Origin of the sequence: Pseudomonas sp. (assembly GCF_048269965.1) — a bacterium.
Classification (GTDB): domain Bacteria; phylum Pseudomonadota; class Gammaproteobacteria; order Pseudomonadales; family Pseudomonadaceae; genus Aquipseudomonas.
Genome location: NZ_JBLWTV010000001.1, coordinates 41,907 through 58,037, shown reverse-complemented (window position 1 = coordinate 58,037; position 16,131 = coordinate 41,907). Strand labels below are relative to the sequence as shown.

General features: G+C 64.2%; 15 protein-coding genes. 5 read left to right on the top strand and 10 right to left on the bottom strand.

Annotation, left to right across the window (positions count from 1 at the left end; translation table 11 throughout):
• Positions 1–2: 2 nt before the first annotated feature.
• Positions 3–1,157 (bottom strand): L-talarate/galactarate dehydratase, encoded by a 1,155-nt coding sequence (locus ACN0X6_RS00270; protein WP_417701134.1) that lies wholly within the window; start codon positions 1,155–1,157, stop codon positions 3–5.
• Positions 1,158–1,382: 225 nt separating this feature from the next.
• Here ACN0X6_RS00270 and ACN0X6_RS00265 point away from each other — a divergent pair, with 225 nt between their 5' ends.
• On the top strand, positions 1,383–3,008 hold the full coding sequence (locus ACN0X6_RS00265; RefSeq protein WP_417701132.1) for a methyl-accepting chemotaxis protein: 1,626 nt from the start codon (positions 1,383–1,385) through the stop codon (positions 3,006–3,008).
• 256 nt (positions 3,009–3,264) lie between these two features.
• Complete coding sequence (locus ACN0X6_RS00260; protein WP_004423370.1) at positions 3,265–3,495, top strand: hypothetical protein; 231 nt, start codon at positions 3,265–3,267, stop codon at positions 3,493–3,495.
• Positions 3,496–3,738: 243 nt separating this feature from the next.
• Here the strand turns inward: ACN0X6_RS00260 and ACN0X6_RS00255 are convergent, their stop codons facing one another.
• The 8 genes from ACN0X6_RS00255 to ACN0X6_RS00220 all read right to left on the bottom strand — a co-directional run bounded on the left by ACN0X6_RS00255 (position 3,739) and on the right by ACN0X6_RS00220 (position 11,680).
• On the bottom strand, positions 3,739–4,368 hold the full coding sequence (locus tag ACN0X6_RS00255) for an FKBP-type peptidyl-prolyl cis-trans isomerase (protein ID WP_417701130.1): 630 nt from the start codon (positions 4,366–4,368) through the stop codon (positions 3,739–3,741).
• A gap of 164 nt (positions 4,369–4,532) precedes the next feature.
• Positions 4,533–4,679: a DUF2256 domain-containing protein gene (locus ACN0X6_RS00250; protein WP_417701129.1), complete on the bottom strand. Its 147-nt coding sequence runs from the start codon at positions 4,677–4,679 to the stop codon at positions 4,533–4,535.
• Positions 4,676–6,211 carry a cryptochrome/photolyase family protein gene (locus ACN0X6_RS00245; RefSeq protein ID WP_417701127.1) on the bottom strand — a complete coding sequence of 512 codons (1,536 nt, stop codon included), beginning with the start codon at positions 6,209–6,211 and terminating at the stop codon, positions 4,676–4,678. Before ACN0X6_RS00245 ends, ACN0X6_RS00250 begins: the two co-directional genes overlap by 4 nt.
• Positions 6,208–7,608, bottom strand: coding sequence for an exonuclease domain-containing protein (locus ACN0X6_RS00240; RefSeq protein WP_417701126.1), 1,401 nt, complete (start codon positions 7,606–7,608; stop codon positions 6,208–6,210). Before ACN0X6_RS00240 ends, ACN0X6_RS00245 begins: the two co-directional genes overlap by 4 nt.
• The gene (locus ACN0X6_RS00235) at positions 7,605–7,907 is read right to left on the bottom strand and encodes a DUF6482 family protein (protein WP_417701125.1); all 303 of its coding nucleotides are present in this window, start codon (positions 7,905–7,907) and stop codon (positions 7,605–7,607) included. Before ACN0X6_RS00235 ends, ACN0X6_RS00240 begins: the two co-directional genes overlap by 4 nt.
• Positions 7,908–8,039: 132 nt before the next feature.
• A complete protein-coding gene (locus ACN0X6_RS00230; RefSeq protein ID WP_417701123.1) occupies positions 8,040–8,531 on the bottom strand; it encodes a TIGR00645 family protein in 492 nt (163 codons plus the stop codon).
• A 140-nt stretch (positions 8,532–8,671) separates the two neighbouring features.
• Positions 8,672–9,025: a hypothetical protein gene (locus ACN0X6_RS00225; protein WP_417701121.1), complete on the bottom strand. Its 354-nt coding sequence runs from the start codon at positions 9,023–9,025 to the stop codon at positions 8,672–8,674.
• 165 nt (positions 9,026–9,190) lie between these two features.
• Complete coding sequence (locus ACN0X6_RS00220; RefSeq protein WP_417701119.1) at positions 9,191–11,680, bottom strand: Lon protease family protein; 2,490 nt, start codon at positions 11,678–11,680, stop codon at positions 9,191–9,193.
• A 183-nt stretch (positions 11,681–11,863) separates the two neighbouring features.
• Here ACN0X6_RS00220 and ACN0X6_RS00215 point away from each other — a divergent pair, with 183 nt between their 5' ends.
• A complete protein-coding gene (locus ACN0X6_RS00215; RefSeq protein ID WP_417701117.1) occupies positions 11,864–13,504 on the top strand; it encodes a cation:proton antiporter in 1,641 nt (546 codons plus the stop codon).
• Here ACN0X6_RS00215 and ACN0X6_RS00210 read toward each other — a convergent pair.
• Positions 13,497–13,808 carry a TraR/DksA family transcriptional regulator gene (locus ACN0X6_RS00210; RefSeq protein ID WP_417701115.1) on the bottom strand — a complete coding sequence of 104 codons (312 nt, stop codon included), beginning with the start codon at positions 13,806–13,808 and terminating at the stop codon, positions 13,497–13,499. The two genes, ACN0X6_RS00215 and ACN0X6_RS00210, sit on opposite strands and share 8 nt — an antisense overlap.
• Positions 13,809–13,950: 142 nt before the next feature.
• On the opposite strand from ACN0X6_RS00210, the gene ACN0X6_RS00205 reads away from it, so the two are divergent.
• Together ACN0X6_RS00205 and ACN0X6_RS00200 are read left to right on the top strand one after the other, a co-directional pair.
• The gene (locus ACN0X6_RS00205) at positions 13,951–15,804 is read left to right on the top strand and encodes a DUF4105 domain-containing protein (RefSeq protein ID WP_417701113.1); all 1,854 of its coding nucleotides are present in this window, start codon (positions 13,951–13,953) and stop codon (positions 15,802–15,804) included.
• A gap of 66 nt (positions 15,805–15,870) precedes the next feature.
• A complete protein-coding gene (locus ACN0X6_RS00200; RefSeq protein ID WP_160020751.1) occupies positions 15,871–16,116 on the top strand; it encodes a hypothetical protein in 246 nt (81 codons plus the stop codon).
• The last annotated feature ends 15 nt before the right edge of the window (positions 16,117–16,131 follow it).

Sequence of the window (16,131 nt, the reverse complement as noted above, 5' to 3'; positions counted from 1 at the left end):
GTTCAAGCGCGTTTGCCGACTTGCGCCTGTTGCACCGTCCAGCCGGCAACCTGCTCGCTCAGGCTCAGGCCAAGGCCTGGACGAGTCGGCACCAACATGCGCCCGTCGCGAATGTCCAGACGCTCGTTGAACAGCGGCTCCAACCACTCGAAATGCTCGACCCAGGGCTCGCGGGTATGGCTCGCGGCCAGGTGCACGTGCAGCTCCATGGCAAAGTGCGGTGCCAGGGTCATGCCGGCCTGCTCGGCGAGCGTCTGCACCCGCAGGTAGGGCGTGATACCGCCGACACGCGGCGCATCGGGCATGAGGAAGTCGGCGCCGCGCTGGCGAATGAACTCCCAGTGCTCGGCCGGGCTGGTGAGCATCTCACCGGTGGCGATCGGCGTATCGAAAAGGCGCACCAGCTCGGCATGGCCTTCGGCGTCGTAGCAGTCCAGCGGCTCCTCGATCCAGATCAGGTCGAAGGGCTCCAGGCGTCGGCACATGCGCCGCGCGGTCGGGCGGTCCCATTGCTGGTTGGCGTCGACCATCAGCGGAAAGCTTTCACCCAGGTGCTCGCGCACCGTGCTGACGCGGTGAATATCCAGCGCCCAGTCGGGCTGGCCGACCTTGAGTTTGATACCGCCAATGCCCTTCTCGCGGGAAATGTCGGTGTTCTTCAGCAACTGATCGAGCGGCGTATGCAGAAAGCCGCCGGAGGTGTTGTAGCAACGTACCGAATCGCGATGGCTGCCGAGCAGGCGGGCCAGCGACAGGCCACTGCGGCGCGCCTTGAGATCCCACAAGGCAACGTCGAAGGCACCGATGGCCTGGGTGGCCAGGCCGCTGCGACCGACCGAAGCGCCAGCCCAGCACAGCTTGTCCCAGAGTTTGGCGATATCGCTGGGGTTCTCGCCAATCAGATTGGGCGCCACCTCCAGTGCGTGGGCGAACTGGCCGGGGCCACCGGCGCGCTTGGAATAGCTGAAGCCCAGGCCACGGTGACCGTCGCGGGTTTCGATCTCGGCAATCAGGATGGCGATCTCGCTCATCGGCTTCTGCCGTCCGGTCAGCACCTTGGCATCGCTGATCGGGTTGGCCAGCGGCAGCGCTACCGAGCGCAGGCTGAGCCAGGTGATACGGTCGTCGTCGGCGCGTGGGGCGGCGTTATCGGTCATGACATCTTCCTCGTGATGAAACTCGACGCCCCGATGGGCCGCCGAAAATGGACAACCCGAGTCAGATTAAGATGATTGCGCAATCATTCAAGCATCAGATCCCCCGCCAAGGCCTGGCCTGCTCATGGCCATTTGCCGGACACGTCTAGACGTTTCACAAATCTGCAACATTCAGCGTCTACGCTGAATATGTCCCGCTCCGCCTGACCTCCGAGGCATCCCATCATGTTCCTGCAAAAATCCCTGCGCGCGCAGATTCTCGCCCTGCTCGGCGGCAGTCTGGCGCTGATCCTGATCACCGCACTGGCCTGCTTCAGCTTCCTCTCCAGCGGCATTCAGTCCTACCGTGGCCTGCTCGACGGACCGCTGGAATCATCGCGCCTGATCGACGCGGCCAACGTCGAATTCAAGATCCAGGTGCAGGAATGGAAGAACGTCCTGCTGCGCGGCCAGGACAGCGCCAACCTGCAACGCTACTGGAGCCAGTTCGAAGCGCAGGAGCGCAAGGTGCAGGACATCCTCGGCCAGTTGACCCAGGTCGCCGCTGCCGATCCGGCGCTGAAGACGCAGGTCGAGCGCCTGCGCAGCGAACATCAGGCGCTCGGCGGCAATTACCGCAAGGGCCGCGACGCCTTCGTCGCCGCCGGTGCCGATGCCCAGGCTGGCGATGCGGCGGTAAAAGGCATCGACCGCGCCGCCAGCGAGCAGATGACCGCGCTGGTCGAGCAGCTGCGCCAGAACAGCCTGAGCCAGGCCGAGCAGATCAATGCCAGCGCCGCGCGCACCATTCTCAGCGGCACCCTCGTGATGCTGGCCGCGGCCATGGTCATCGCCGTATTCAGCCTGTGGCTGGTCAATCGTAATCTGATCATCCCCATCCGCCACCTGATCGGCCATGTCGATCAGCTCAGCCAAGGCCGCTTCGGCCAACGCGTGGAAAGCACCCGCAAGGACGAGCTTGGCCTGCTGGCGCGCGCCGCGAACACCCTGCGCGACTTTCTCGCCAGCACCAGCGAGCGCCTGCACCAGAGTACGCAGAACCTCGACAGCGCCAGCAGCGAGTTGAACGCCATCGCCTCACGCATGACCGAGGGCGTCAGCGAGCAGTTCGAGCGGACCGATCAGGTCGCCACGGCCATGCACGAGATGTCCGCCACCGCCCAGGAAGTCGCGCGCCATGCCGCCGACGCCGCGCACGCGGCCAACGATGCCGACGATTCAGCCCGCCAGGGCAGCACGGTGATGCAATCGACCATCGCCACCATCACCGACATTCGCGGCGAGATCGCCAACACCGCCGAGGTGATCCGTCGCCTGGAAAGCGACAGCGGGCGCATCGGCAAGGTGCTGGAGGTGATCCGTGGCATCGCCGAACAAACCAACCTGCTGGCCCTCAACGCCGCCATCGAGGCCGCGCGCGCCGGCGAACAGGGCCGAGGCTTCGCCGTGGTCGCCGACGAGGTGCGCACCCTGGCCCAGCGCACCGCCGAGTCCACCGCCGAGATCAACCAGATCATCGATACCGTGCAGAGCGGTGCACTGAACGCCGTACGCGCCATCGAGAGCGGCCAGCAGCGCAGCGAACAGGGCGTGACCCAAGTCACCGAGGCCGGCGCCATGCTGCAGCGCATCACCGAGGCGGTGGAAGCCATCCGCGACATGAACCAGCAGATCGCCACTGCAGCCGAAGAGCAAACCTCGGTAGCCGAGGATATCTCGCGCAACCTCACCGAGCTGACCGCCATCGCCAGCGCCAACCAGGACAACGTCGAGCGCACGCAGATGGCCAGCCGCAACCTGCACGACATGTCCGGGCAACTGGGCGAAGTGACTCGCCGCCTGGGCTCCTGAACCGACCTGCGGACCGGCACAGGCACAGGAACGCAGCGCGCGGCTCGCTCCTGAATCGTCTGAAGCCTGGACGCCGTGGCGCAGGCGCCGGCCCTCCAGCTCGCTTGCAGGGACCGGTACGCAGGGCGGACAAGCCACCGGCATGTCCGCCTCACCCACTGAAAACAGGCAAACGACAGAAGGTCGCAATTAACCCTTGCTATTTATGTAATAGGAATTATTCTCAGTTACGTAATGACGGCCAAGGAGACCTGCCATGACCTACCTGATCGATGCCTGGCTGGACCGCCCGCATCCCTATCTGCGCATCCTCAACCGCGAAACCGGGGAAGTCTGCGCCATGCTGGAAGAAGAAGCCCTCGACGAACTGCGCGACCAGGGCGACCTGGACCTGCACGAGCTCAGCTCCAGCGAGCCCATCGTGCTCAAGGAACTGGTGCGCAGCCTGTTTCTCTACTGCTATGCACGGGCCTTGCGCCCGTCCTGAAAGACAAAACGGCCCTTCTGCGCTGCAGGAGGGCCGTTTCGTACGTAGCGTAGGGTGGACGACGCTTCACCCGTCCACCGCCGTCGCGAATGGTGGACAAAAACAGCCTTGTCCACCCTACGGCCCACCTGACGATTTCGCTTACAGCCATGTAGGGTGGACGACGCTTCACCCGTCCACCGCCACTGCGAATGGTGGACAAAAACAGCCTTGTCCACCCTACGGCCCACCTGATGATTTCGCTTACAGGATGTCGAGCAGCTCGACATCGAATACCAGCACACTGTGCGGCGGGATGCTGCCGACGCCCTGGGCGCCGTAGGCCAGCTCGCTCGGCACGTACAGACGCCACTTGCTGCCGGTACCCATCAACTGCAACGCCTCGACCCAACCCGGAATCACGCCACCGACCGGAAATTCAGCCGGCTGACCACGCTCGTAGGAGCTGTCGAACACGGTGCCGTCGATCAGGGTGCCGTGGTAGTGGGTACGCACCTGATCCTCGGCAGACGGCTTGGCGCCATCGCCAGCGACCAGCACTTCGTACTGCAGGCCGGAGGCCAGTACGGTCACGCCTTCACGTTTGGCATTCTCGGCCAGGTAAGCACGACCTTCGCCAGCAGCGGCTTCGGCCTTGGCGGCAGCTTCGGCCTGCATGATTTCGCGGATGACCTTGAAGCTGGCGCCCAGCTCGGCCTCGGAAACACGACTGGCCTGGCCACCGAACGCGTCGGTCAGGCCGGCGAGGATGGCCGTCAGGTCAACGCCGGGCGGCGGGTTGTCACGCAACTGACCACCGAGTTGACGACCGATGCCGTAGCTGACACGACCTTCATCGGAGGACAGATCGGGGCTGAAGTTGAGTTCGGACATGAAAGGCTCCGCTTGGGGCTGAAAAAGGCCGGCCAGACTAGCACAGAAGCCTGGCGCGACGTCACGAACCCATGCATCGCCCGTCGCAGCTGCGACTGCATGGATGCAGGAGGTAGAGCGAAGCAGGATGCCAGAGCCGACACGAACATGTCGTGGGAGGCGCTTCAGCGGCGACAAATGGAGCTGCGCGAACGCCGGCAGCGCTCGGAGCAGTAGCGCACCTCGTCCCAGCAGCGCGCCCATTTCTTGCGCCAGGTGAACGGTAGCCCGCAGACCCCACAGGTCTTGACCGGCAGCTCGCTCTTCTTCACAGCATCTCCCCGGCATCGAGTTTCGCCAACAGGCGCTCGCCCCAGTCCCATAGCGCCTGCTGCTTGGCCTCGGTCATGCGCGCCAGGTTGCGATAGACCATGCCGATACGCGGGTTGCGCTCCAGGGGCTCGCGGTGGCGCATCAGAAAATGCCAATACAGCGCATTGAAGGGGCAGGCCGACTCACCGGTGCTCTCGCTCACCTTGTAGCTGCAGCCCTGGCAATGGTTGGACATGCGCTTGATGTACTGGCCGCTGGCGCAATACGGCTTGGATCCGAGGTAGCCACCGTCGGCATGCATCACCATGCCCAGGGTGTTGGGCAGCTCGACCCAGTCGAAGGCATCCATGTATACGGCCAGGTACCAGTCGCAGATGGCCTTGGGTGCGATGCCCGCGAGCAAGGCGAAGTTACCGGTGACCATCAAGCGCTGGATATGGTGCGCGTAGGCATGCTCCAGGGTCTGACCGATGGCCTGGCGCATGCAGTTCATCCGCGTCTTGCCGGTCCAGTAGAACGCCGGCAGCGCGCGTGAATTGCCGAAGCGGTTGCCCTCGGCGTACTCCGGCATGCGCAGCCAGTAGATGCCGCGCACGTACTCGCGCCAGCCGATCAGCTGACGGATGAAACCTTCGGCGGCGTTCAGCGGCACGTCGCCAGCGCGATAGGCCGCTTCGACCTCGGCGCAGAGCCGCCGCAAATCGAGCAGGCCGATATTCAGCGCGGCACTGATGCGCGAGTGAAAGAGAAAGGGTTCGCCATCGGCCATGGCGTCCTGATAGTCGCCGAAGTCGGCCAGGCCGTTGTCGAGAAAATGCTGCCAGAGGCGCTCGGCCTGCTCGGCCGTGACCGGGTAATCGAAGCCTTCCAGGCTGCCGTAATGGCTGGCGAAACGCTGCCCGACCAACGCCAGTACGTCACGCGTGATGGCGTCCGGCTCGATGCGCAACGGTGCAGGCGCAAGCATGCCTTTGGGCAACGACTTGCGGTTGTCGGCGTCGAAGTTCCAGGCACCGCCCTCCGGCGTGCCGTCGGGATTGAGCAACAGACCACTGTCACGGCGCATCTCGCGGTAGAAGAACTCCATGCGCAGTTGCTTGCGCCCCTTGGCCCAGGCGGCGAACGCAGCGCGGCTGCAGAGAAAGCGGCTGTCCTGATGCCAGTGAATCGGCACGCCACAGTGACGCAGTGCCTGCTCCAGGCGCCAGTCGCCGCACTCGGTCAGATGCACCTCGGCAGGATCGAGCCGCTGCGTCCAGCGCAGCAGCTCGCCGGGCAGCGAGCCACTGTTGTCCGGATCATCCAGGGCCACGTAGTGCACCTGGATGCCCCGCTCGCGCAGCGCTTCGGCAAAATGACGCATGGCGCTGAAGATCAGGGCGATCTTCTTCGGGTGATGCGGCACATGGCTGGCCTCTTCCATCACCTCGGCCAGCAGCACGTGATCACGGTCCGGGTCGACGTCCTTCAGCGCACCAAGGCCGTGGGTGAGCTGGTCACCCAGAATGAGCAGCAGACGACGAACACTCACAGCAGCACGATCTCCATGTTCGGGTGGCGGCGCAGGTGGCTGAGCAGGATGTGATAGGTGTCGAGGTTGAAGCCGCCATGGCGCTGGGTCAGTAGTGGCCGGACATGCTCGAGGCCATCGACCGTACCCAGATGGCGCCATTGATCGAGCACGTGCCACTGGGCAAGGCCGTGCCGGTCATCGCGCTCGACCAGGGCAACCGGCCCGGCCCATGGCCAGGCCTGGGTTCGCAGGTGTTCGACACCTGCGATCAACCGCGTATCGTGCGCCTGGCGCGACTCCGCGCCACAACAGGCGCCGGCACAGCGCCCAAGCTGATAGGCGAAGCAGGCGCCGTTGCCTTCCTCCAGACCGAGCACACGCAGGCACAAGCGTCGCTGCCGCGCCTGCTCCAGCAGCCACTGACGCGCGTGATGTCGCGAGCGGAACAACCCGGCATGCCTGAGTCCTGGCGTCAAAGCCCGGTGCTGGAGCAACTCGATGTGCAGCTCACCCGGCTCGCCTGCCAGCACCCAGGTCAACAGCTCGCGCTGCTTGCGCAGACGACGGTTGTACAAGGGTTGCAAACGCTTGATCTCGGCAGACTCGAACAACAGAGCGCCCAGCTCACCTGCCGTGATAGCCACCTGCACATCGCGGATCTGCTGCACCATCTGCAGACTGCGGCGGTCGCGGTGATCGTTCTGGAAGTGCGACATCACCCGGCGGCGCAGATTGCGGCTCTTGCCCACGTACAGCTGTGCACCGCCGTCGCCCAGGAAGTAATAGACCCCTGGACGTTCCGGCAACTCGGCGAAACGCTCAGCGGCCAGCAACGGGGGCCGCGCCGCGCTTCGCAACTGATGGCCCAGAGCCGCCGGCGCGACCTGCTGCAGCAACGGCCGGACCAGCGCCAGCAAGGCCTCCGCATCCGGCACGGCGCGATCGCGGAAGAAACGCGTGATGCCAAAATGCGCGCAAAGCGCGTCGAAGCCGGCACCTGCCAGCTCCGGCAAGACCGCTCGGGCCAGGCGCAGGGTACAGAGCTGCTGCGGACGCTGCGCGTTCCAGTCAGGCAGCACGCGACGCAAGAATGCCAGGCTCAATCGCAGGTTATGGCCCACCAGCACGCGGCCGCGAATGGCATCGGATATCGCTTGCGCCTGGCTTTCGATGCGTGGCTGGCCGCGTAATTCCAGAGGGTGCAGACCACTCAGGCCGAGCACCTGCGAGGGCAGCGCGACACCAGGCTCGAACAGCCAGTGCAGGCGCTCTGCGACACAGCCCTCGGCATCGACCTGAATGATCGCCAGCTCCCAGATGGCATCACGCGCCGGATGGGCTCCAGTGGTCTTCACCTCCACGACGGCCAGGGCTTTGCCCTGCAACGTCGCGGCCGGTGCGCAGGCAGCCGTCACCAGCCGGAACGGAAAGCGATGGGCACCCGCAGGCTGTTGTCAGCCGATGGCATGCCGCACATCTCGTCATGTACCGAGCTGTGCACCAGGAAGAAAGGCAAGGCCGGCATTTCCTGCAGCACGTCACGCGCGTGCTCGACCGAACGCAGATTCAGCGTACTGCCCCGGTCGGTCAGAATCGGGTGGGCGCGTCCGTCCATCCGCGCTTCGAGCAGATAGATGCCGCCTTCCAGAGAGATAAGATTGAGTTCTTCGACACGCCCGGCTTGGGCGTGAGCGGACAGATCATGCAGATTCATCGGGCTTGCCTCCTGCTTTTAACTATACAAGAACCTATACAAAATTGATTCTTGTACAACAAAGAAAAAGCTCAAGCCCAGAAAGCAAAACGCCCGTCACGTTCGGACGGGCGGTTGTGAAGCGGTCTCGGGTCAGTCGTGCTTGGTGACCTTGTCCAGGTAGCCCATGGCGAAGGCGGAGCCGACGAACGTCAGGTGAATGATCACGTACCATTGCAGGTACTTAAGATCGTAGTTCTTCGCATCCATGAACACCTTGAGCAGGTGGATGGACGAAATGGCCACGATGGACGCCGCCACTTTCATCTTCAGCGAACTGGAGTCCATCTTGCCGAGCCAGCTGAGCTTCTCGGTGCCCTCGTGAATGTCCAGGCGCGAAACGAAGTTCTCGTAGCCGGACAGCATCACCATCACCAGCAGCCCACCGACCAGTGCCATGTCGATCAGCGACAGGAGCTTGAGGATCACGTCGGCTTCGGTGAGGGAAAAGATCTGCGGCAGGATGTGATAAAGCTCCTGGAAGAACTTGACCGACAATGCCAGCACGGCGAGAGAAAGACCGAAGTAGATCGGCGCCAGCAACCAGCGCGATGCGTACATGGTGTTTTCGATGAAGCGTTCCATGGAGAGCTCACTGAAGGATGGGAAAATCGCGGCGAGTATACCCATCGCACTGCACCAACAGAAGGTGCCCCCGGTACTGTGGATAACCCCAGCCCAGCGGTAATGTCAGGAGTGACCGAAAGCGCCTTGCTTCAGGCGTTTCAGCTTTGTCCGTCGGTTTCGGGGTGACGCTGGAATGGCCCGGAGGGGTTGTGGCGTTCACCGTTGACACGACGTAGTTCGGCCTGCAGATGCAGACACCAGATCGGCGGTTCGCAGCATTCTACGTAGCCTTGCAGGGCCAGGCTCTCGGCAATCGCCGTAAGCGCGTCTTCAGCGACAGAAGGTCCATAGAACGGGCCCTGCGCCTTGATAGCCGAGGGTTGCGCGCCTGACATACCGGCAGCGCAAAGCAGTGTCCAACGTCCGTTGTCTCCTGCCAGCGGCTTGATCACGCACTCGATGCGGGTGACCAGGCCCAGGCATTGGCGGGTGAGGCAGAGGTTGCGCGGCATGGCGGCGACCCTCGCGGAATCCAGGCTCCAGCCTACACCCCGAGCGGTCGCACTGTGAAGGCCAAAGTTATCCACGCAATCTGTGGATAACTCTGTGCATGAGGCGTGAGTAAGAACACCTGCGCGCCTGTCCCGGGCAATCCGGGACAACCGTGCAAGATATGATCAGCTCGGCGCGCCTTCACCCTCGCCTTTCTTGCGCCGTGGCGCCTTGGCCGGTTTTGCCGCGGCCGCCTCGGCTTCTGCCTTTGCCTTGTCTGCGTCGGCCGGCTTGATCTCTTCCTCCAGCCCGATCTCGGCGATATCGCGCAAGCGCTCGACCACACGGGCGTTGACGCTGCCTTTGGGGAAGCGACCCTTCTCATCCGGATGGCCGGCCGCCTCGCCGACCAGCAGGCTCAGCGCCTCGTCGACATGGCGCACGGCATAGACGTTGAACTGCCCCGCACGCACCGCCTGCAATACGCGGTCGTCGAGCATCAGATTGGCGACGTTGGAGTGCGGGATGATCACCCCCTGCTCGCCGGTCAGGCCGCGCGCTTCGCACAGACGGAAGAAGCCTTCGATCTTCTCGTTGACCCCGCCGACCGCCTGCACCTCGCCGAACTGGTTGATCGAACCGGTGATGGCGAAGCACTGCTTGAGCGGGGTGCGCGACAACGCCGAGATCAGCGTGCAGACCTCGCCGAGCGAGGCGCTATCGCCGTCGACGTAGCCGTAGGACTGTTCCAGGGCAATGCTGGCGGAGATTTCCAGCGGGAACTCCTGGGCATAGCGGCTGCCGAGGAAGCCGGTGAGGATCATCACGCCCTTGGAGTGGATCGGCTGGCCAAGGCTGACTTCGCGCTCGATGTCGACGATGCCACTGCCGCCCGGATAGACGGTGGCGGAAATCCGCGCCGGCACACCGAAGGCCGAGTCGCCCACTTCCAGCACGGTCAGGCCGTTGCACTTGCCGACGGCGGCGCCGCAGGTGTCGATGAGGATGATGCCGGCCAGCATGTCATCGATGATCCGCGCCGATACACGTCCGGTGCGCGTGGCCTTGGCCTTGAGCGCACGCTCGATGTGACCGACGTCGGTGATGCTTTCCCCGGCGAGCTGGCGAATGAAATCGGCCTCGCTGACCAGCTGGAACAGATCACCGATGCGTGCCGACAGGCGTCCCTGGTGCTCGGCCAGACGCGCGCTGTGGGTCGCCAGGCGCGCCACCGCAGCGCCGGTCAAGGGCGCCATGCCTTCTTCCGAGGTGCGCGTTTTCATCAGTTGCGCGAATTGCTCCAGGCTTTCTTCGGCGAGCGGGATGTCCTCGTCGAAGTCGACCAGTACACGGAACATCTCCTGGAAGTCCGGATCGGCATCCTGCAGCGCGTAATAGAGCTGACGCGAGCCGATGATGATGACCTTCAGCTGCAGCGGGATGACCTGCGGGTTGAGCGTGACGGTGGCGATGCGGCCGAGATCGCCCAGCGGCGATTCCATCTTCAACTGGCGCGAATGCAGGGCGCGCTTGAGCGCTTCCCAGACGAAGGGCTCACTGAGCAGTTTTTCCGCCTCGACCACCAGGTAGCCACCGTTGGCGCGGTGCAGGGCGCCGGGGCGCAACTGACGGTAGCTGGTGTACAGCGCGCCCTGGTCGGAGCTGTACTCGATGCGGCCGAACAGGTTGTCGTAGGTCGGGTGCGACTCGAACACCACCGGTGCCCCCCCGTTGGCGTGATGACCGACCACCAGGCTCGGGCAGTAGATTTCCTCCAGCAGCTTGCGCAGTTGCGGGTCGGCCTTGTCGACATCCACCAGTTGCTCGACGGCGGTTTTCAGCAGGTTGACCTGCATCGCCTGCAGATAGGCGCAGACACCGGCGTTTTCCGCGTACTTCTCCGACAATGGCGCCAAGAGCGGTTGCAGGGCGACGGTGATGGTCTCCTCATTGAGTTGACGCAGCAGGTTGCTCGACTCGCGCTTCCACTGCGGCAGGCTGGCCAGCTCTTCGTTCAGGCGCTCCTCCAGCGCGGCGATATCCGCGTGGAAGCGCTCGCGCTCGGCTTCCGGCAACTGGGCGAACTCGGCTTCGTCCAGCGCCTTGCCGTCGGCCATCGGGGTAAAGGCGATGTTGGTGCTGTCGCGGTACAGGGCCACGCCCTTCTCCAGCGACAGCTTCTCGATCACGTCCAGCGCCTGGTCGTAGCGCTTGTTGAAGCTGCGATCGATGGCGCTCTTCTTCTGCTGGTAGGTCGGCGTTTCGAACACTGCCGGGAAGGTGGCCAGCAGGTTGTCGATCAACTGGTTGATATCGGCGATGAACGCACTCGCGGTGCCGGATGGTAGCTCCAGCGCGCGCGGTTCGCGCGGCTCGTCGAAATGGTTGACGTAGACCCGGTCGGCCGGCGTCTCCATGCGCTTGGCCTCGGCCTTGAGGTAGCGCTGCACGAAGGAGAAGCGCCCAGTGCCCGGCTCGCCCATGACGAACACGTTGTAGCCAGGGCGCGGCATGGCCACGCCGAACTGCAGGGCCTCGACCGCGCGGGCCTGGCCCAGTACGCCGCGGAAAGGTTCGAGATCATCGGTGCTGCTGAAGTTGAACTGCTCGGGGGCGAAGGGGCGGGTCAGTGAGTCGGGGGCAAGGCGCAAAGCATCGAGGCTACGCTTGGACATTGGCGATCCTTATAGCGGGCGGAAGTTTCCGCAAAACATGGCGTGATTCTGGGCCTGTGGTACGAGCAGGATCAAGGCTTGATTCATGGCAATGCGCTAAATCGGGTCTGCGATAAGCTTCCATCTGTTCCTCTGCGAAGCCTGCGGCCACGGCGGGCAGCACCACAACCGAGAGCCTTGCCTATGAGTGCCTTTCAGGAAATCGCCGCCCTGCTCAGCCTGTCCGCCCTGCTGGGCATGCTCGCCGTCAGGCTGCGCCAGCCACTGATCATCGCCTACATCCTGGTCGGTATCATCGCCGGCCCCGCCGCGATGAATCTGGCTGGCAATCACAGCTCGATCAGCCTGCTGTCGGAAATCGGCATCACGGTGCTGCTGTTCGTCGTCGGCCTCAAGCTGGACATGCATCTGGTGCGCACGCTGGGCGCCGTAGCCCTGGCCACCGGCCTGGGCCAACTGACCTTCACCATCATCGCCGGCCTGGTTCTGTGCCGCCTGCTGGGGCTGGACTGGGCGAGTGCCGGCTACGTGGCCGTGGCGCTGACATTTTCCAGCACCATCATCATCGTCAAGCTGCTGTCGGACAAAGGCGAGATCGACTCGCTGCACGGGCGCATCGCCATGGGTTTTCTCATCGTGCAAGACATCGCCGTGGTGCTGGCCATGCTGGTCATCAGCCTGTATCAACCGGCCGGCAGCGAAAAGACTGGCTTGCCGCCACTGGCCTTGGTCGGCGCGCTGCTGGCCAGCCTTGTGCTGCTCTACCTGCTGGTGCGCTTCGTCCTGCCGCGCCTGCTGGTGCCCATGGCCCGCTCGCCGGAGTTGCTGATGCTGGTGGCAGTCGCCTGGGGCACGCTGCTGGCCGGCGGCGCCGAGGCGCTGGGCCTGTCCAAGGAGCTGGGCGCGTTCATCGCCGGCTTCTGTCTGGCGTCGACGCCACTGCGTGAAGCCATCGCCAGTCGCCTGACCAGCCTGCGCGATTTTCTGCTGTTGTTCTTCTTCCTGCACCTGGGCATTCAGCTGGACTTTTCCTACCTGCACCAGCAGATCGGTAGCGCCGTGCTGCTGTCGCTGTTCGTGCTGATCGGCAACCCGCTGATCGTCATGGTCATCATGGGCGCCATGGGCTATCGCAAGCGCACCGGCTTCATGGCCGGGCTTACCGTGGCACAGATCAGCGAGTTCTCCATCATCTTCGTCGCCATGGGCATCAGCCTTGGCCATGTGGGCGGAGCGGCACTGGGGCTGACCACTCTGGTGGGGATCATCACCATCACCCTGTCCACCTACATGATTCTCTACTCGCAGCCGCTGTTCGAGCGCCTTTCACCTTGGCTCGGGATCTTCGAACGGCAGGTCGCCCATCGCGAAAGCGCCGAGGACAATGCCCCGGATCAGACGCAACCTGAAGTCATCGTTTACGGCCTGGGGCGCTATGGTCGCCAACTGGCCCATCGCCTGCAGGACGGTGGCCTGCGCGTACTGGGCGTGGACTTCGACCCGCAGGCACTGGCCAGTGCCCGCCAGGCAGGTCTGGCGGTGTGCTATGGCGATGCCGAAGATGCCGACTTCATCGCCCACCTGCCCCTGCAACAAGCGCGGGCGCTGGTCAGCACCATCCCGCAGCGCGAGGTCAATGCGCTGCTCCTGCGCGCCGCACGCAGTGCCGGCTTTCGCGGCAGCGTCACTCTCAGCGCCTTCCGCGAAGGCGATCTGGAGGCCTTCAATCGTGCGGGCGCTGCCAGCGTCCTGCAGCCTTACATCGATGCCGCCGACTCCGCCGCCCGGCGCTTGCTGCAAGAGGTCAATCGGCCGCTCAGTTGAACTGCGCGCAGCCCAGGCAGTACTCGGCGACCGGCAGAACGGCCAGACGCGCCGCCTCGATCGGCTCGCCACAGCACAGGCACTCGCCATAACGTCCGTCGGCCAGGCGCTGCCGGGCCTGACCCACCAGCAGCAGGCCATGCTCGGCCTCGGCCAGCAGCGCTTCGAGCACTTCGTCGTTCTGCCGCTGCTGCGCCTGCTCGGCGAAATCCGCCGAGTGACTGCGCCCCAGATCGCGGCGAATCGCCTCGGCGCGGGTCGTGTATTCATGCAGCAGAGCATCCAGCACATCACGGTGAGCCATGAGCAATCTCCTTGCGTTGAAGAGCGCTCAGTGTGATGCGCAGCGCGAAACCGGTGACTGACGCCGGTCAGCACTTGCGCGAAATGTATTGTTCGACGGCCTTGACACCGATCGACAGCCTGGCCAAAGCTCGGCCATCGCCATGACCAGAAGAACAGCGACCTTGAAACGGATATTCGCCGTCCTTGCCCTGAGCCTCAGCCTTCCCCTGCATGCCGCCACGCTCGAACAACTGGCCGACGATCCCTACTGGATCGCCCTCGGCCATTACGAAACCGACAAGCTCGGCGGCTGGCGCAGCTATGTCGACGACGAGGAGTTCTTTCTCGCAGAAGATGGCGACAGCAACCCGGCCGCCGAACTGCAGGCGAGCCTGAAGGCGCTGTACCAACCCGCCGAACTGGGCGACCGCCACCCGCAGTGCATCTACCCGGCGCGTACCCGTTGGCTCAAGGCGCAATTGCAACTCGATGACCTGCCCAGCCCTGATTGCAGCGAATTTCGCAACTGGTTCGCCGACGTCAATCCGCACAGCACGGTGCTGGTGTTCCCGGCGGCCTACCTGAACAGCCCGTCGTCGATGTTCGGCCATACCCTGCTGCGCATCGATCAGCCCGATATCGACAGCCACAACACCGCGCTGCTGAGCTACGCGCTGAACTTCGGTGCCTTCATCGAAGGCGACGACAACAGCATCCTCTACGCTTGGCGCGGGCTGATGGGCGGCTACCCCGGCCTGTTCGCCCTGGTGCCGTATCGCGAGAAACTCAGCGAGTACAACCGCCTGGAAAACCGTGACCTGTGGGAATACCGGCTGAACCTGACGCCGGAAGAAACCGCGCGCATGGTCGAGCACGTCTGGGAGCTCAAGCAGATCCGCTTCGACTACTTCTTCTTCGACGAGAACTGCTCCTACCGCCTGCTGGAGCTGCTGGAAATCGCCCGCCCCGGCATCGAGCTGACCGAGCACTTCCCGCTCACCGCCATCCCCACCGACACCGTGCGCGCGGTCAAGGACGCCGGGCTGATCGAGCGCATCGACTATCGCCCCTCGCGTGAGCGCGAGCTGCTGGCGCGCGCCGAACCGCTCGATAGCGACGAACAGGCCTGGGTACTGCGCCTGCGCCAAGACCCGGCGATGCTCGATGACAGCGACTTCCTCGCCCTGCCGGCAGAACGTCGCGCGCTGATCCAGGACGCCGCCTTCCGCCTGGTGCGCTACCACGCCAACGATGAAGAGCGCAGCAGCAACGCCCAGCGCAGCTTCCAGTTGCTCGGTGCGATCAATCGCAACCCTCCACAGCCCCTGGAAGTCGAACGCCCGCCGTTGCCCGAGGAAGGCCACCAGTCGCGCACCTGGCAACTGGCCGGCGGCAGCCGCGATGACCGTGCCTTCGCCGAGTACGGCCTGCGCATGGCCTACCACGACCTCAACGACAACCTCGACGGTTTCCCCCTCGGCGCGCAGATCGAGATTCTCCAGCTCAAGCTGCGCCAGTACGAGAACAACCACTGGCAGCTGCAACGCCTGGACCTGGCCAACATCCGTTCGCTGACTCCGCGCAACGCCCTGCTGCAACCGCTTTCCTGGCAGATCGGCGGCGGCCTGGAGCGAGTACTCGGCGAAGATGGCGACACCCCGCTGGTCGGCCATATCAGCGGCGGCGCCGGCGCCACCTGGCAGTTGCACGAGGATCTGCTCGGCTTCGCCCTCGGCACCGCGCGCCTGGAATACAACGAGGATTTCGCCGCCGTCATCTCCCCCGCCGCAGGCTTCAACAGCGGCCTGCTGTGGCGCAACCCTGTGGGCAACCTGACCCTGGAAGCCGCTGGCGACTATTTCCATAACGGCGAAGTACGCAGGCGCCTGTCGCTCAACCAGCAGTGGGAAGTGTCACGCAACCTCGGCCTGCGCCTGAGCGCCCAGCGCGAGTTCAGCCAGCTCGCCAGCCCGGTCAACGAGGTGAAGCTGGAGCTGCGCTGGTATCACTACTGACGCACCAACGCACTGACGACAGGCTTCTATACTGAGATTCCCGCCACCCGTTTCAGGAGAGTCGCCATGCGCCGCACACTCATGTTTCTCGCCGCTGCCCTGATCAGCCTGCCACTGTGGGCCATGCATTGTCCGCAGGACATGGCCAAGATCGATGCCCTGCTGCAAAGCGATCCGCCCGCCGATCCCGAGGTGCTGGCCAAGGTGCAGGAACTACGCGCCGAGGGCGAAGCCCTGCACAAGGCCGGCGATCATGCCGAGTCGGTCAAGGTGCTGGGCGAAGCCCTCGACCTGCTGGCCGCCAGCGAATGAATAACGCTGGGCTCG

What these genes read in the sequence shown, in the direction of transcription:
- ACN0X6_RS00205 (WP_417701113.1), top strand. Translation starts at nt 13,951, where the DNA reads ATGACCAGAAGAACAGCGACCTTGAAACGGATATTCGCCGTCCTTGCC.
- ACN0X6_RS00210 (WP_417701115.1), bottom strand. Translation starts at nt 13,808, where the DNA reads ATGGCTCACCGTGATGTGCTGGATGCTCTGCTGCATGAATACACGACC.
- ACN0X6_RS00225 (WP_417701121.1), bottom strand. Translation starts at nt 9,025, where the DNA reads ATGCCGCGCAACCTCTGCCTCACCCGCCAATGCCTGGGCCTGGTCACC.
- ACN0X6_RS00265 (WP_417701132.1), top strand. Translation starts at nt 1,383, where the DNA reads ATGTTCCTGCAAAAATCCCTGCGCGCGCAGATTCTCGCCCTGCTCGGC.
- ACN0X6_RS00230 (WP_417701123.1), bottom strand. Translation starts at nt 8,531, where the DNA reads ATGGAACGCTTCATCGAAAACACCATGTACGCATCGCGCTGGTTGCTG.
- ACN0X6_RS00220 (WP_417701119.1), bottom strand. Translation starts at nt 11,680, where the DNA reads ATGTCCAAGCGTAGCCTCGATGCTTTGCGCCTTGCCCCCGACTCACTG.
- ACN0X6_RS00215 (WP_417701117.1), top strand. Translation starts at nt 11,864, where the DNA reads ATGAGTGCCTTTCAGGAAATCGCCGCCCTGCTCAGCCTGTCCGCCCTG.
- ACN0X6_RS00255 (WP_417701130.1), bottom strand. Translation starts at nt 4,368, where the DNA reads ATGTCCGAACTCAACTTCAGCCCCGATCTGTCCTCCGATGAAGGTCGT.
- ACN0X6_RS00200 (WP_160020751.1), top strand. Translation starts at nt 15,871, where the DNA reads ATGCGCCGCACACTCATGTTTCTCGCCGCTGCCCTGATCAGCCTGCCA.
- ACN0X6_RS00235 (WP_417701125.1), bottom strand. Translation starts at nt 7,907, where the DNA reads ATGAATCTGCATGATCTGTCCGCTCACGCCCAAGCCGGGCGTGTCGAA.
- ACN0X6_RS00270 (WP_417701134.1), bottom strand. Translation starts at nt 1,157, where the DNA reads ATGACCGATAACGCCGCCCCACGCGCCGACGACGACCGTATCACCTGG.
- ACN0X6_RS00260 (WP_004423370.1), top strand. Translation starts at nt 3,265, where the DNA reads ATGACCTACCTGATCGATGCCTGGCTGGACCGCCCGCATCCCTATCTG.